The sequence below is a fragment of the uncultured Tessaracoccus sp. genome (assembly GCF_947286155.1).
GTDB lineage: Bacteria > Actinomycetota > Actinomycetes > Propionibacteriales > Propionibacteriaceae > Arachnia.
This window is the reverse complement of the sequence record NZ_CAMYPD010000057.1, coordinates 1-14,691: the sequence shown is the minus strand read 5'-3', so window position 1 is coordinate 14,691 and position 14,691 is coordinate 1. Positions and strand designations below refer to the sequence as shown.

Here is a 14,691-nt window from a genome sequence, read left to right as displayed (position 1 = left end):
AGAGCTTGTCAAGTTTTTTGTGTAAGTGGTGGTCTCTGGTTGGTGGTTAGAGGTAGGGGTTGATGCGGTCGGGGTAGGCGATGGCGAGTTGGGCCAGGGCCTGTTTCCAGTTGGTGGTGATTTGGCCTTCGACGAGGCGTCCTTCGGCTGTTCGTTTGGCTCCCTTGGGTCGTCCTTTCTCCTTGGCCCGGTCACGGGCTCGCTTGTCCTCGATGTTGCAGATCGCCAACCACAACAGCTTGACCGCGGCCTCGTCGGAGGGGAAGTGGCCTCGGTTCTTGGTGACCTTGCGCAGCTGGTAGTTCAACGACGCGATCGCGTTGGTGGTGTAGATCACCCTGCGTAGCATGGGCGGGAACGCCAGGAACGGCACGAACTTGGTCCAGGCGTCCTCGAAGACGCGTATGGTGTTCGGGTTTGCCTTGCCCAGTGGTGTGGTCGCGAACTCATCCAGCGCGGCGCGGGCGGCGTCTGCATCGGCGGCTTGGTAGACCGGTTTCAACGCCGCTGCGATGGCTTTGCGGTCCTTGTATGACACGAACCGCATCGCGGCTCGGATCAGGTGGACCACGCAGGTCTGGACCGTGGAGTCGGGCCAGGTCGCCTCGGGGAACCCTGTCAGCCCGTCACAGCACACGATCAGCACGTCCTTGACGCCGCGGTTGGCCAGCTGCGCGCAGACCCCCGCCCAGAACTTGGCGCCCTCGGTGGCCTGAATCCAGATCCCCAGCACGTGCTTGATGCCGTCCATGTCGACCCCGACAGCGATGTGGGCGGCCTTGTTCCGCACGTGCGCGCCGTCGCGGATCTTCACGATGATCGCATCGAGGTAGATCACCGGGTAGAACGCATCCAAGGGACGCTGCTGCCAAGCCAGGACCTCGTCGGCGACCTCGTCGGTGATCTTGCTGATCGTCTCCCGGCTGATCTCGGTGCCAATGGTTGACACGAGGTGGTGCTCGATGTCACGCACCGTCATCCCCCCGGCGTAGAGGCTGATGATCATGTCATCAAGCCCTCCCAGCCGGCGGGAGCCCTTGGGCACCAGCATCGGGGTGAAGCTGCCGTCACGGTCCCTGGGGATCGCCAGCTCCACCTCGCCGACGCTGGTGGCCACCGTCTTCGCGCTGGTGCCATTGCGTGAGTTCGGGAACGTGGCCGCTTCAGGGGCGCCCTTGTCATAGCCGAGGTGCTCGCTCAGTTCAGCCTGCAAACCCCGCTCAAGGCCGGCCTTAATGAGCTGCTGGATCAGACCGTCCTTGCCCTCGAGCTGGACCTCGCCGGCGTCGATCCGGGCATACAAGTCATCCAAAGCACCCGAAGCCTCCAGCGCCCTCACGCCCTCGGTCTGGGCACGGCGACGGTCTTCACGCGACTGCTTATCGATCATGGTCATCAGTGTGTCTGCTTCCTAGTCAGGAGCCACCCCTTACACAAACCATCTGACACCCTCCCCACGATGACTCACCCCAGAGCCTTCAGCATCCCGGCCGGGTCACCACGGGAATACCACCACGCTGTGGGACTCACCCCGGTATGCCGATATGGCTCTGGCCCAAGAATCTTTCACCACACCACCGGTCCGGTGCATGCCAGCACGTCCAAGCAGGGGTACACCGTGACCATCAGCGGTACCGTGACCAGTATTGATTGGGACCTCGGAGATGGCAGCGAAGCAATTACTTGCACTAGTTGGAAACCCGCCCACCCAACCATGACAACCATCAACACCCCAGTCATCTGCGGTCGCCAAGAAGGCTATTCCCGGCAAGGGATCTACACCATCACCGCCACCAGCAACTGGAGCATCGCCTGGCAAGGCATCGGGGAATCAGGAACCATCACCATCCCTGTTACCTCCGCAGCCACCGTAAAAATCGGAGAGCTCCAAGCTCTCAATACCACCGATAAACAACGATATTTTTACAAAAAATTGGGAGGTTTACTAGACAACGTCTATGGATTCAACACTACCTGGGTACACGCCAGGGCGTTCAGCCCTCTTCCACAGAATGTTTTGGCTGGGCTGCGCCTCGTTGAGCGGTGTCTGGGCGCGTTTGGTTATTGCTTGCGGGCTGCTAACCCGATAGTCACATGCGTTTGGTAGATCGTCGTCGGTAAGGGATTTCTTCGTATTCCCGTGTGAGTATCGGGTGAATCGCGGGGCCATCCCAGCTCAAGCCAGCACCCAGGTCAGCCGTCGAGCTGTTTCTCTGAGGCATGCGGCGAGGACGAGCCTCCTACCTGGGTATCTGGGCCGGGCCGGAGAATCAGATCTCCAGGACGAATGGGTGCTTGTGGATCATGTGTCGCAACAATGACGATTCGATTCTTTGCATGGACTTCGATCAGTTTCCACACTACTGAGCGCATACCTTCATCTAGACCGGCAGTTGGTTCGTCAAGAACTACAAGGGAAACGTCGGGATCAGCCAAGGCCCTCGCCAGAGCAACACGCCGTAGCTCACCTCCGGAGAGGCCAGTGGATTCAGGAGAAATGATTTCCTCAGCTCTATCCCCGCCGTTGACGAATTGTGTGAGGCCGACCGCATCAAGAGCAGAGTTAATCGCATCGTCACTCAGAGGACGGCCAAAGGCGACATTTCCGCTGGCGGTGAGGAACATCAGATGAGGATCCTGTGGTAAGTAGGCCGCATGTTCGCAAGGTGCACTCGTCTGCCCATCCTCGTACTCCCGTAGCCCCAAGATACGCTCTACCCAAGTGGTTTTTCCGGATCCGCTAACTCCCAAGCACCACACGGGTCGTCCTGTCATCGGAGGTAAAACGGCGACCCTGCTAGGGCTCTCTTTATCAGAGTTGGACCCGATTTGCTCATCTGATTCACGTTGTCGCGCTGAGGCTACAGCAAGAGTCGACATACCAAATCCTGCGGCTTGAAGAGGCAGCGACGCAGACATGAAAACGCCCACGACCGCGACTGCGGTTCCTGGCTGAGGCATTACTCCGCTGAGGAGTAAAGCTAGTAGAGCGCATGCGATTCCGCCGGCCAAGACCCCTGCCTGACTCACCTGTAGCATTCGTGTTGCCTGGTAGGAATGTAATGCCTTTCCCTCCACATCGCGTCGGTCCAAGCGGTATCGGTCTTCAATGTAATCTCCAGATCGATAGACGAAAATCTCCCGCCAAAGTTCCAGAGAATTGACAAGAACTCCGTGGCTACGCAGTGTCTCAGTGAAGAACATTTTCTGTCGCTCTTCATGTTTCCGGATCAGAGGGTTGCTTATCCACCAGTAGCATGCGAAGGTCATGATGAAAATTAGGGTAACCCAAATTCCTCCAATTAGGCTAATGGCAATCATGCCAGCCAGAATTCCTACAGCTGCCGGGATAAGCGATAAGTACAGTACATTGAGCCCGTCTCTAAAAGCTGCAGCTAGGGCGTCAATGGCGAATCCGATCGAGGGGGCATCTTGGCGACGACGATCTCGCGGGTCACGACGTCCGCTCCTGGCCAGCGCGTCCACCATGATGGCGGACTGGGCCTGCTGTTCTATTCGGCCATAGGCGGGCAAAACCCAAGCCTCGGCGGCACTTCCTACCCACCACAACGTCCCATATATCAGCGACACAATGAATAAACGGGGTGCCCAGTCTGAGGGTGCCAGGGCCCAATTTAGCCCGAGGCCAAGTGCTGTTGGAGCAGCCACAGTGGAGACAGATCCCGTGACTATGGCGCCTAATACCAGCACGTTGGATGCTTTCGAAGTGCTTTCTAAAACCCAATCTAGTGTCCATTTCACGAAACGCGGCGGACTATCTGATTTCAAGAGAGTTAGGCGAATCTTCATTATTATTCACCCGAACGGAACATATTCTCTGGTTCGGCGAGTAATATCGGCTATTGACTGTATTGCTGTGGGTAGTCGATTTGTATCATGGAGCCCTGTATACCAAGAGTCTGAGAAAATTCGGCAAACATGAAACTGTACCCCATCCCAGAATACATTGTCTGACACTGCAAAAGGAGGATCATCTAATGAACTTAAGATTTCTAGGGCTTTTTGACTGCCTGCTTTGGGCTTATCAGCGTAGTCTCTTTCGATGGCGGGCCATAGATGGATCGTTCCGGGTGAATTGTAAGTTACATAATTATCTTGAATTTCATCTACTAGATTCCTCCTGGAATTAATTCTCTCCAGGTTATCTTCCATTAAAAAATGCCCTTGTTCGCACTCTTCTAGGGCCTTTCTGACTGCTTCGCCGAAGTTAGGAGAAGCAGACGCGCCAGCTGAGTATTTAACCGTCGTTTCAGTGGAGGAGTAGAGAGCTAGGATGACGTGGATACCATGAAATAATGAAATATCTCTTAACTCAACATATCCTTTTTGCATACGTGGCGGCAAAACTTCGGGAATTGCTACGGCTTGTCCGGGAGTTCCTAGGGACCAGTGTGCAACAAGGCTTTGCCGTTCGATAAACTCAAGTGAAGCTGCTTCTATTGCCATAGCTTGAGAAGTGTGGACTGCCAAACCAGAGGAATCTGATCTATATGGGCCTTTTCTAGTATCTTTCGCGACGATTATTCTTCCCTTTGAACGATCTAATCGCCAAACCTTCATGTCAGCGCTGGGTCCATAGTGGTACCAAAATCTCTCAATTGACTCGGCTCTGGCTCTCAAATTATCCCCGGGTGAGGAACCGAAAGCAATTCCGGAGACAGCGTTGCCGACCAAGCCGCTGACATGCATCCGGCTACCGTTTGATCTATAAGTTTGAAACAGTATTTCACTCATGTACTTCCCCCCTTCCGAAGAATTGTAAACCTTCAATCCATGCTCGGTCTGGATTTAAACCAAACAATGCTGCAATTCCTAATTCGTCGTAATAACCGTAAGCGCGACTTTGCCAACCAGATAATTCCCCAGCTTGTCTGGCTGATTCCTGCATTGTTCCTACTTCCAAGAGGGAGAATTTGTATCCGCGAGGTCCATACTTAGCAATACTCAAACAGGGTAGCACCAAATAGGCTACTATAAAATCAGCAGAACGTGGATCAAAGGTATCCGTGTGGCCGATGTAACAAAGCATCTCCGCGCTTGTAAACTTCGAGAGGCTTTCAATAGAGTTTGTAGAGGAGATGTAATGTAATGACTCCCATTCCTCAAGGTCACTTGTGTTCCGATGCGCTACGACGACCTGCACGGGGTAAAGGCCACCTGCACTTGGATACGTGCGAGGGCTGAAGTTGTTCATATTTTTGGAGGTAGAGAATACGCTGCCTATGAAGCGATATATCTCTTCTGCCTCGACGGGTATGGGGACTGTCTGGCCTGTGCATAAGCTTCTTTGCCTCGGACGATAATGCTCCACGGGATCGAGCGGTTCAGTTTGGGGTGTGAAACTGATGTCGCGTCCCAGGAGCGATGTTACCAGCCATGGCTGTTGGTCGGCGGCGGGTAGTGAACAGATCGCGAATCCTTTATTGTCCTGATGCCACGCGTTGTCGCCTGTTATGGAGCTTCGTGCTTTATAGATTCGATCACGCCACTTATCTGGCAAAGCACTCTCCACTTGATACAAAAGAGTCTCACTGTATACAGTCATGTCGTGAACCCCTTATGAATGCAGCTAGGGTCTACAGGAAATATCTCTCTGGTCATGACTCCACTCTTCAAATCAACTATCTCAGCTTCGCGCAGTCCGTCGATAGCGTGAGCGTCTCCAGCGATCAAGCGTTCTCGTAGTCTTAGCGCATCACCTATGCAAGCCATTGCTTCGAAGAACGTTGGTGCCCGTACACCTGGAAATGGACTCACGTTAGCCTGATGGTAGTGACGGCCAATGGTTTGTAATCGGCGACGTCCCCATGTTAATTGAGTGTCAAACAAAGATCTGATACATGCTGGGCATGGTCTACCACTATTCGGCCAGTAGATACTTGACCTATATCGAAAGAGCAGATCGAAGAAATAATGGAGAGTTAAAAATCCCTAGTGCTCTTCGGTAGGTGAGGGCAGATTGCCTGTTAGGTCGACAACGAGTGCGATAGGTAATCTTCCGCTAGGCTGTGGTCCTAGCTTTAGGTCGCCATGGGTTGTCTGTGAGAAGCCAACCTTTTTGAATTCTTCTTTGAATGGTTTCAGGTATGAATCTTGAAGCCCGCGAACTAAAAGGGTTATTCTGAATCTTTCAAGAGGATCATTTGTGTTTACTTGCTGTTCTAATATATTCGATATTTGTTTAGAACTATCATCTCGGTCTGCGTCAGCAACTCTTGCAAAGATGTTGCGAGTTAATACGTACGAATTCGCTCCTGCCCTGAGGAATTCGTATGGAGTTTTGAGTTTAAATATAGTTGTTTTAGTCTCATTTTTTCGATTTGAATTACCCATTGAGCCGCATCTTTCAAGTTGCGGTGAGATCAGCTTCAAACTGCCTGAGTAGCTGCTCTATTTTATCTTCACTGGTCCTAATATTGTTGATCATCGTTGATTTGGTCTTTCCGGAGCCGCCGCAAGACACGCAGGCAATGCTTCCTGCTGATCCTGTGCACGCCGCACAGTTTCCAACAGACTGGCTCATGGAGGGTGTGTCAGATTGAATGTCTCGATCTGTAAGGATCACCTCAAGCTTCTGAATGCTCATCGTAACCTCCCAAAGTTTGACTAGTGGCAGAAACTTGTGTATGAGTGTAAGTAAGGGGGGCGTTCACGTCAAGAGGTCGACGGCAGGAAAATGTCGCGGGCACGCCGGCGGGAAGCCTGCATCGTTAGATACGCCGCTGTGAACAGTAATACTCCAGTTTTCTTTCGAGCAAGCGTTAATTGCCCTTGACAAGGGCATATGGCCGCACGATCGGATTGTTACCTTGTGTGAACATAAGACTGCGCGGCCTACTTACGGTCTGCTTTCTCTCCCCGCCATGTGGATTGTTTTGGCTGGGCTGCGCCTCGTTGAGCGGTGTCTGGGCGCGTTTGGTTATTGCTTGCGGGCTGCTAACCCGATAGTCACATGCGTTTGGTAGATCGTCGTCGGTAAGGGATTTCTTCGTATTCCCGTGTGAGTATCGGGTGAATCGCGGGGCCATCCCAGCTCAAGCCAGCACCTAGGAAGCATTCCAAACTGTCTTGCCCACCGGACTTCGCGCAGACCCCCTAAGGTGGTTCCTATGCTCGACCACATCGCGGACCTCGCCCACTTCGTCAGCTCCTCGCCCACGTCGTACCACGCGGCGGCGAATATCGCCGATCGCCTTGTCAGTGCCGGGTTCACGCAGCTCGACGAGCGCAAGCCCTGGCAGAGCATCGCCGGCAAGTACTTCATCGTGCGGCAGGGTGCCGTCGTCGCGTGGATCGCGCCGGAGACCCTCTCCGGCGAAGCCGGCGCACGCATCGTCGGCACGCACACCGATTCTCCCGCCTTCAAAGTGAAGCCGGGGGAGTTGCTGCAGTCGGCAGGGTGGACGCAGATCGGCGTTGAAATCTACGGTGGCCCGCTGCTCAACTCGTGGCTCGACCGCGACCTCGGCATCGCCGGGCGCCTCGTCACCACCGACGGGGAACAGCACCTCGTGCAGTCCGGGCCCATCTGCCGCATTCCGCAGCTGGCCGTGCACCTCGACAGGGGAGTCAACGACGCCCTCCACCTCGACAAGCAGACCCACCTGCAGCCCATCCTCACCACGGTGCCGAACGGGGGACTGCTCGGCCACCTCGCCGAGCTCGCCGGCGTCGAGCGCTCCGACGTCGCATTCCACGATCTCTACACCTTCGACACGCAAGCCCCGCAGGTGATCGGGCTCAACCAGGAGTTCTTCGCATCTGCGCGCTTGGACAACCTCGCCTGCACCCACGCCGCCCTCGTCGCCATGGAACGCGCCGAAGCCACCTCCGACGTGCAGATCTTCGCCGCCTTCGACCACGAAGAGGTGGGCTCCAGCACCAGCTCCGGCGCTGCAGGTTCAGTCCTCGACGACGTGCTCACTCGAATCGCCGCTGGCTACGGCCTCGACGTTGACGCCAGCTGCGCCTTCACCGCGCGCTCCAGCTGCATCTCCGCCGACACCGGCCACCTCGTCCACCCCAACTACCCGAACCACCACGACCCGGTGGTGCGCCCGCAGCCCAACCAGGGCCCGTTGCTCAAACTCAACGCCCAGCAGCATTACGCCTCCGACGCCGTCGGCACCGCCATCTGGCTGGACGCGTGCAAGCGCGCCGACGTACCCACCCAGCCGTTCGTGAGCAACAACGCCATGCCTTGTGGCACCACCATCGGCCCCATCACGGCCACCAGGCTCGGCATCACCACCGTCGACGTCGGCGTCGGTCTGCTGTCGATGCACTCAGCCCGCGAGCTGTGCGGGGTGGAAGACCCGGGCTACCTGTCGCGCGCGCTCAGTGCCTACTGGGCAGGCTGACGCGCCTGCACCGGGTGACCCTCAGAAGTACACCGCGACGGGACCCCGGTGGCTGGGGATCACGTCGACGGGGGTATCAAAGATGCTGGTCAGCACGTCGGAGCGCATGATCTCCTCCGGCGTGCCGAAGGCCTGCACCTGGCCGTGTTTCATGGCGCAGATGCGGTCGGCGTAGGCGCCGGCGAAGTTGATGTCGTGCAGCACAATGACGACGGTGCGGCCGAGCTCGGTGGCGATGCTGCGCAGGTGGCGCATCATGTGCACGGCGTGCGCCATGTCGAGGTTGTTCAGCGGCTCGTCGAGCAGCACGTAGTCGGTGTCCTGGGCGAGCACCATCGCGACGTACGCGCGCTGCCGCTGCCCGCCGGAGAGCTCGTCGAGGTAGCGCCCCTCCAAGTCGCTCAGGTCGAGGAAGTCGATGGCATCGTCGATGATCTGCTCATCGCGCTCAGTGAGGCGCCCGCCCGAGTGGGGGAACCGCCCAAACCCGACGAGCTGCCGCACCGTCAGTCGGGTGATGAAGTGGTTCTCCTGTCGCAGAATCGACAGCACTTTCGCGAGGTCCTGAGACTTCGTGGTGGCCACGTCGAGGCCCGCCACCTCGATGCTGCCCTCATCCATGCCCAGCAGGCGCCCGATCATCGTCAGCAGCGTAGATTTCCCCGCACCATTCGGCCCGACGAGGGCCGTCACCCCGCCTGCCGGGATGTCGAGGTCGACGGGGCCGATGCGCACCTCGTCGGTGTAGCGCTTGCCAGCGGCGTTGACGGAGATCACAGGCGCCCCTTTCGCAGCACGTAGATGAGGAAGAAGGTGCCGCCGACGGCCTCGATAATGATGCCGACGGAGCCCTCAGCATAGAACAGATGCTTCAGCACGAAATACGCCCCAGCAAGGGTAACAATGCCGGTTAACCACACCATGGGGAACACGTAGCGGTGGTCGTGCGTGTCGGCCAGCTGATAGGAGATCATGGCAATCAGGAAGCCCAGGAACGCCATCGGCCCCACCAGCGACGTCGACACCGCCATCAGCACCGCCACTAGCAGTAACACGACGATGGAGTTGCGGCGGTGGTCCACCCCCAGGTTGGCGGCGGTGGCTCGCCCGAGCGCCAACACGTCGAGCTTTCTGGACATCACCCAGAGGCCCCCGCCGGCGAACGCCGCCAGCGGCACGGCCACGGGGAGGTAGGTGGCGTCGGAGTTCGCGATGGAGCCGATGAGGCGCGCGGTGAGGATGTCGAAGTCGCTGGGCGTGAGGAGGCGCTGGAGGAACGTTGCGATCGCGCCCATCCCGGTGCCGAGCACGATGCCGATGAGCAGCATGAGGTGCAGGTTTGCGCGTTTGCCGGTGAGCAGCCAGCCGTACAGCATGGCCGCGAACCCCACCATGAGCGCCACCTGCGAGAGGTACTGCCACACGCCCTGCACCATCGCGACGCCCGCGGCGCCGAAGACGAACACGGCGACGGTCTGCACCAGGCGGTACAGCGACTCGAAGCCCATGATCGACGGCGTGATGATGCGGTTGTTTGTGATGGTGTGAAATGCGACGGTGGCGAGGCCTTGGCAAAACGCCACCACGACGATCACTGCCATGTTGGTGACCCGCAGTTTCGCGATCAGCCACCAACCCTCGGTGCCGAGCGGCATGGGGTTCCCCCAAGCCAGGTTGCCAAAGACGAACAGCGCTGCAGCCACCAGCATGCCCGTGAAGATCATCCAATACCGGCGGCGGTGGCCCATCGTCGGGAATGCACCGGAGCTGGTGCGGGTGCGGCGCTGGCGGGTGGGGGCAGGTGCAGGAGCGGCGTCGACGGCGGGCTCAGGCACGGCGCCCCCGCAGCAGCAACACGATGAACACGACCGACCCCACCATGGCCAAGATCGTGCCGACGGGCACCTCGAACGGCATGATGATGACCCGCCCGATGATGTCAGCGAGGGTCACTGCCGCGATGCCGAGCAGGCACACCCACGGCAGGTTGGAGCGTAGATTGTCGCCGCGGTACAGCGACACGATGTTCGGCACGATCAGCCCAAGGAACGGGAGATTGCCGATCACGACGGTGACGATGCCCGTCGCAGCCGCGATGAGGCCGGTGCCGACGAGCACCACGCGGCGGTAGTTGAGCCCGACGTTGGTGGCGATGTCCTCGCCGAGGCCTGCGACGGTGAACCTGTCGGCGGCGATGAACACGGCGATGGCGACGACGACGATCGCCCACAGCGGCTCGTACTGGCCCTGCACCACCGACGTGAATGAGCCGAGGAACCACACGCCCATGCTCTGCAGCATGTTGGTGCTCAGCGCGATGTACGACGAGCACGCGCCGACCACCGCGGCCAGCATCAAGCCAATGATGGGCACGATCACCGCCGAGCGGAGGGTGACCCGTCGCAGAATAAAGAAGAACACCATCGTGCCGATGAAGGCCGCCAGCACCGCCACCACCATCTTGGTCAGCAGCGATGCGCCCGGCGCGACGATCATCACCAGCAGCAGCCCGAGCCCGGCCCATTCGGTGGTGCCGGTGGTGGTGGGTTCGACGAACCGGTTCTGCGTGAGTTGCTGCATGACGAGGCCAGACATCGCCATCGCGGCTCCCGCCAGCACCAGCGCCAGCGTGCGCGGGGTGCGGGTGATCGCAAACATCTGGGCGCCGTCGGTGGAGCCGAACACGTCGTAGACGCCGACGAACAACGACGCCACCACCAGCCCGGCAGTGCCAAGAGCCGCGACGGCGAACCGCCACGAAAGCTTGTGCGCGGGCCGAGCGGCGGTGGCTTGGCGGGCGCGTGGCAGGGTGGCGGTTCGCGTCGCAGTTCGGGGCTGGGTGATGGTGGTCATCGGTTGCGGGTTATGCCTTTTCCATGGCGTCTGCCAACTCGTTGAAGTACTGAGTGTACGTCTGGATGCTCTCGTCGATGTAGGTGTCCTTGGGCATGTAGACGATCTGGTTCTTCTTCACGGCGGTCACGTTCTGCAGCGCCGCCGATTCCTTGAGCAGTTCGCTGGCCGGCGTGTACTTCTCGCCGTTGTTGGCGCTCACGGCCGCGTCACGGTCCATCACGAGGATCCAGTCGGGGTTCGACTGGGCGATGGCTTCGACGGAGATGTCGTCGCCGGTGTGATCCGACGAGCCGTCGGTCTCGAGCGCGGGGGTGAGGCCGAGGACCTCGAAGACGGGGCCGAGGGTGCGGCCCTTGCCGGGCGCGGCGTAGTTGATCTCGCCGCCAGAGGTGATGACGGCCATGAACTTCTCCGACTTGTTCGCGTCCTTGACTCGCTTGATGGCGGCGTCGAGGTCGGCGTTGAGCTGCTTCGCCTCGTCCTGCTTGCCGAAGATGTCGCCGAGCAGGGTGGTCTGGCGCTTCAGTTCTTCGTCGAGGGGCTTGTCAGGGGAGATATCGGTGTCGACGAGCGCCGCGTCGGGGGTGAGCTTCTTGATGGCGTCGTAGTGCTGCGCGAAGCGCTGGCCGTTCAAGACGAGGTCGGGCTTCGTCGCGACGATCGCTTCCAAATTGGGTTCGCGGTGGTTGCCGAGGTCGACGATGGCGTCGTCCTTCTTGTACGCGTTGCTGCTGGGGATGAGCTTCTTGGGGGCAGCCACGAGCTTCACGTCCCAGGCCTGCAGCGTTTGGAAGATGCGGTTGTCAGTGGCGACGACGTGCTGGGGGCTGGAGGGCACGTCGACGGTGCCTCGCGCGTCGGTGACCTGGGTGGGGCTATTGGATGCGCTGGGTTCCGTCGAGGACGTGGTGTTGTCGCTGCTGCTGGGGGAGCAGGCAGCAAGGCCGACGAGCCCTGCGGCGACAAGGGCGGCCAGACGTTGTAGTTTCATCTCGGTCTTTCTCAAGTGCGATGGGTTTCATATGTCGCGACTTAGGGGAGCCTAACCTACGTAATTTCGATACGCAAACATTTCCTAATAGTTTTCTTGCTGGAGAGGGAGAAGCATGAGCTACCACATCAGGCAGGCGCGCCGCGACGAAGCCACCGCCGTCGCTGACCTCGCCATCGAGACATTCCCCATGGCCTGCCCACCCTCCCTCAGCGAGCACGACATGCGCGCCTACATCGACGAGCACCTCACCGCCCAGCGATTCGCCGAGCACCTCGCCCACCCGGAGCGTGACGTGCTCGTGGCCTGCGACGACACGCGCCTGCTCGGCTATGTGCTGCTCTTCTTTGATTCCGACGGTGCCCCCGCGCCTGAGTTGGGCGTCACACTCGCGACGTCGGGGTTGCTCTCGAAGTGCTACGTGCGGCATGAGTGCCACGGACAGGGCGTGGCCGCCGCGCTGCTCGACGCGGCGGGGCGTCGCGCCGTCGAGCGGGGTGTCGAGGGACTGTGGCTGAACGTGAACTACGACAACCATCGCGCCCAGCAGTTCTATGCCAAGCACGGGTGGGAGCGCGTCGGGTACGTCGACTTCATCGTCGGCAAGGCGGTGCATCGCGACCCGGTCTATCAAAAGCGGGCTGTGGCCAGCACTCCCTGAGTTATACTTTTCTTACTAGTTCTACTTAGTAGGAGAAGTAATGCATGAGGAGACAGGGTTGCCGCCACGCTGACGATCGGGCCGAAGGGGCAGATCGTGATCCCGAAAGGGGCCCGCGAGCTCTTCGGCTACGAGCCGGGAGATCAGGTGCTGCTCCTGGCCGACCGCGAACGGGGCATCGTCATCTTGCCGAGCGCAGCACTAGCCGACATATTGGAGGCCCTGCCGCAGCCCGCTGAACCACCGCGAGGTGCCTGATGGCAGTCATCGATTGCCGCGACGTGCATCGGCACTTCAAGGATGTGCGCGCCGTCGATGGGGTGAATCTCACCGTCGAAGCGCATCAGATTTTTGGCCTGCTCGGCCCGAATGGTTCGGGGAAGACCACGCTGCTGAATATGCTGCAAGGCCTTGACCGGCCTACTTCCGGGACGGTGTCGGTGCTCGGCCTGGATCCCATCGCGCAGCACGATGTCCTCGTCGAAAGGATGGGGACGCAGCTACAGGAGTCGACGATCATTCCGCGGCTCACCGTGCGCGAGGCGCTGCGAACGTTCGCGTCGTTCTATCCGCGGACCCGCGACGTCGACGAGCTGCTCGCCGGGCTCGGTCTCGCAGCCAAGGCGGGGGCGCGCGTCGAGCGGCTCTCGGGCGGGCAGCGGCAGCGGGTGTTCATCGCGTTGGCGATGCTGCACGACCCCGAGCTCCTGTTCTTCGACGAGCTCACGTCGGCCGTCGACCCACAGGCCCGTCTCGCGATCTGGGATGTCCTGCGCGGTCTGCGCGACGATGGTCGAACCATCGTCCTGACTACGCATTCCATGGAGGAGGCGCAGGCGCTGTGTGATCGCATCGCCATCATCGACGCCGGTCAGATCATCGCCGAGGGCACGACACGCGAGCTGATCGAGCGGCACGCGGGTGGGGCGTCGCTCAGGCTGCGTCTCGCGGGCGAGGTCCTCGACGATGCCCTTTGCCACGTCGACGGGGTCACCTCCGTGGAACGCGTGGGCGAGTGGGTCGTCGTGCGTGGCGCGGATGGGTTCGCGCCTAGGGTGATGGCGCTGCTGGCGGCGGAGGATGTCGTCGTGCAGGAGATGAAGACCGTCGAACCGACGCTGCAGGATGTGTTTCTTGCGCTGACCGGGCGTCGCATGCGGGAAGGGGAGTGACGTGCGCGGCTATCGAGCGCTCGTCGGGGCGCTGCTGAAATCCAACCTGCGTGAGCCCGTCGGGTTCTTCTTCCTCATTATCTTCTCGCCGGCGCTGCTCGTCGTGCTGGGGCTGATCTTCGGCAATGAGCCAAGCCCGGAGTTCGGGATGCACGGCTTTGTTGACCAGATGCTGCCCGGCATGACGGTGATCGCCATCATGATCGTCGCGATCATGGTGGTGCCGCAGCAGCAGCTCACCCTGCGCGAGACCGGCGCCCTGACCAGGCTCCGCATTACCCCGCTGGAGCCGCGGACGTTCGTCGCGGCGGACCTGACGGTGTACTTCGGGCTGGGACTTCTCGGCGCGCTGCTCACCCTAATCGTCGGTCTGGCCGCGTTCGGGGTCTCATGGCCGGCGATGGTGCTGGGTGTCGTCGGGGCGCTGGTGCTGGGGCACCTCGCGATGCTCGCGATCGGCTACACACTCGCGGCGATCTACCCGAGTGTGGCGGCCGCGACGGGGATCGGCAATGGCCTGATGATCCTGCTCATGCTCACCTCGGGCACCATGATCCCGACTGCCACGATGCCCGACGGGGTGCAGGCGCTGATGCGGTTCTCGCCGGTATACCACGTGGTCGAGCTGGT

The 14,691-nt window shown here is 59.7% G+C and carries 15 protein-coding genes; 6 read left to right on the top strand and 9 right to left on the bottom strand.

Annotated elements, in window-relative coordinates:
• Positions 1-46 precede the first annotated feature (46 nt).
• The gene (locus tag Q0X68_RS11745) at positions 47-1,390 is read right to left on the bottom strand and encodes an IS256 family transposase (RefSeq protein ID WP_297751992.1); all 1,344 of its coding nucleotides are present in this window, start codon (positions 1,388-1,390) and stop codon (positions 47-49) included.
• A 228-nt stretch (positions 1,391-1,618) separates the two neighbouring features.
• Between Q0X68_RS11745 and Q0X68_RS11740 the strand changes: the two genes are divergently transcribed.
• Complete coding sequence (locus tag Q0X68_RS11740; RefSeq protein ID WP_297751983.1) at positions 1,619-2,107, top strand: hypothetical protein; 489 nt, start codon at positions 1,619-1,621, stop codon at positions 2,105-2,107.
• 86 nt (positions 2,108-2,193) lie between these two features.
• Here Q0X68_RS11740 and Q0X68_RS11735 read toward each other — a convergent pair whose 3' ends face one another.
• The 4 genes from Q0X68_RS11735 to Q0X68_RS11720 form a co-directional block, all read right to left on the bottom strand.
• Positions 2,194-2,775, bottom strand: a complete 582-nt coding sequence (locus Q0X68_RS11735; protein WP_297751989.1) for an ATP-binding cassette domain-containing protein — start codon at positions 2,773-2,775, stop codon at positions 2,194-2,196.
• A gap of 1,041 nt (positions 2,776-3,816) precedes the next feature.
• Complete coding sequence (locus Q0X68_RS11730; RefSeq protein WP_297751981.1) at positions 3,817-4,755, bottom strand: YcaO-like family protein; 939 nt, start codon at positions 4,753-4,755, stop codon at positions 3,817-3,819.
• The gene (locus Q0X68_RS11725) at positions 4,748-5,566 is read right to left on the bottom strand and encodes a hypothetical protein (RefSeq protein ID WP_297751978.1); all 819 of its coding nucleotides are present in this window, start codon (positions 5,564-5,566) and stop codon (positions 4,748-4,750) included. Before Q0X68_RS11725 ends, Q0X68_RS11730 begins: the two co-directional genes overlap by 8 nt.
• A gap of 801 nt (positions 5,567-6,367) precedes the next feature.
• Positions 6,368-6,607, bottom strand: a complete 240-nt coding sequence (locus Q0X68_RS11720; RefSeq protein ID WP_297751975.1) for a hypothetical protein — start codon at positions 6,605-6,607, stop codon at positions 6,368-6,370.
• A gap of 523 nt (positions 6,608-7,130) precedes the next feature.
• Here Q0X68_RS11720 and Q0X68_RS11715 point away from each other — a divergent pair.
• Positions 7,131-8,381 carry a M18 family aminopeptidase gene (locus Q0X68_RS11715; protein ID WP_297751972.1) on the top strand — a complete coding sequence of 417 codons (1,251 nt, stop codon included), beginning with the start codon at positions 7,131-7,133 and terminating at the stop codon, positions 8,379-8,381.
• 21 nt (positions 8,382-8,402) lie between these two features.
• On the opposite strand, the gene Q0X68_RS11710 is transcribed toward Q0X68_RS11715, so the two are convergent.
• The 4 genes from Q0X68_RS11710 to Q0X68_RS11695 are packed head-to-tail and all read right to left on the bottom strand — an operon-like array spanning position 8,403 to position 12,228.
• A complete protein-coding gene (locus tag Q0X68_RS11710) occupies positions 8,403-9,158 on the bottom strand; it encodes an ABC transporter ATP-binding protein (protein WP_297751968.1) in 756 nt (251 codons plus the stop codon).
• Positions 9,155-10,216, bottom strand: coding sequence for an iron chelate uptake ABC transporter family permease subunit (locus Q0X68_RS11705; protein WP_297751965.1), 1,062 nt, complete (start codon positions 10,214-10,216; stop codon positions 9,155-9,157). Before Q0X68_RS11705 ends, Q0X68_RS11710 begins: the two co-directional genes overlap by 4 nt.
• Positions 10,209-11,234 (bottom strand): ABC transporter permease, encoded by a 1,026-nt coding sequence (locus Q0X68_RS11700; protein WP_297751963.1) that lies wholly within the window; start codon positions 11,232-11,234, stop codon positions 10,209-10,211. The genes Q0X68_RS11705 and Q0X68_RS11700 overlap by 8 nt, the downstream gene beginning before the upstream one ends.
• A 10-nt stretch (positions 11,235-11,244) precedes the next feature.
• Positions 11,245-12,228, bottom strand: coding sequence for a siderophore ABC transporter substrate-binding protein (locus Q0X68_RS11695; protein ID WP_297751960.1), 984 nt, complete (start codon positions 12,226-12,228; stop codon positions 11,245-11,247).
• A 115-nt stretch (positions 12,229-12,343) separates the two neighbouring features.
• Between Q0X68_RS11695 and Q0X68_RS11690 the strand changes: the two genes are divergently transcribed.
• The 4 genes from Q0X68_RS11690 to Q0X68_RS11675 all read left to right on the top strand — a co-directional run.
• On the top strand, positions 12,344-12,889 hold the full coding sequence (locus Q0X68_RS11690; protein WP_297751956.1) for a GNAT family N-acetyltransferase: 546 nt from the start codon (positions 12,344-12,346) through the stop codon (positions 12,887-12,889).
• 69 nt (positions 12,890-12,958) lie between these two features.
• Complete coding sequence (locus Q0X68_RS11685) at positions 12,959-13,147, top strand: AbrB/MazE/SpoVT family DNA-binding domain-containing protein (RefSeq protein WP_366128325.1); 189 nt, start codon at positions 12,959-12,961, stop codon at positions 13,145-13,147.
• Positions 13,147-14,061 carry an ABC transporter ATP-binding protein gene (locus Q0X68_RS11680; RefSeq protein WP_297751953.1) on the top strand — a complete coding sequence of 305 codons (915 nt, stop codon included), beginning with the start codon at positions 13,147-13,149 and terminating at the stop codon, positions 14,059-14,061. The genes Q0X68_RS11685 and Q0X68_RS11680 overlap by 1 nt, the downstream gene beginning before the upstream one ends.
• A 1-nt stretch (position 14,062) precedes the next feature.
• A partial coding sequence (locus Q0X68_RS11675; protein ID WP_297751950.1) for an ABC transporter permease occupies positions 14,063-14,691 on the top strand: 629 nt, incomplete at its 3' end.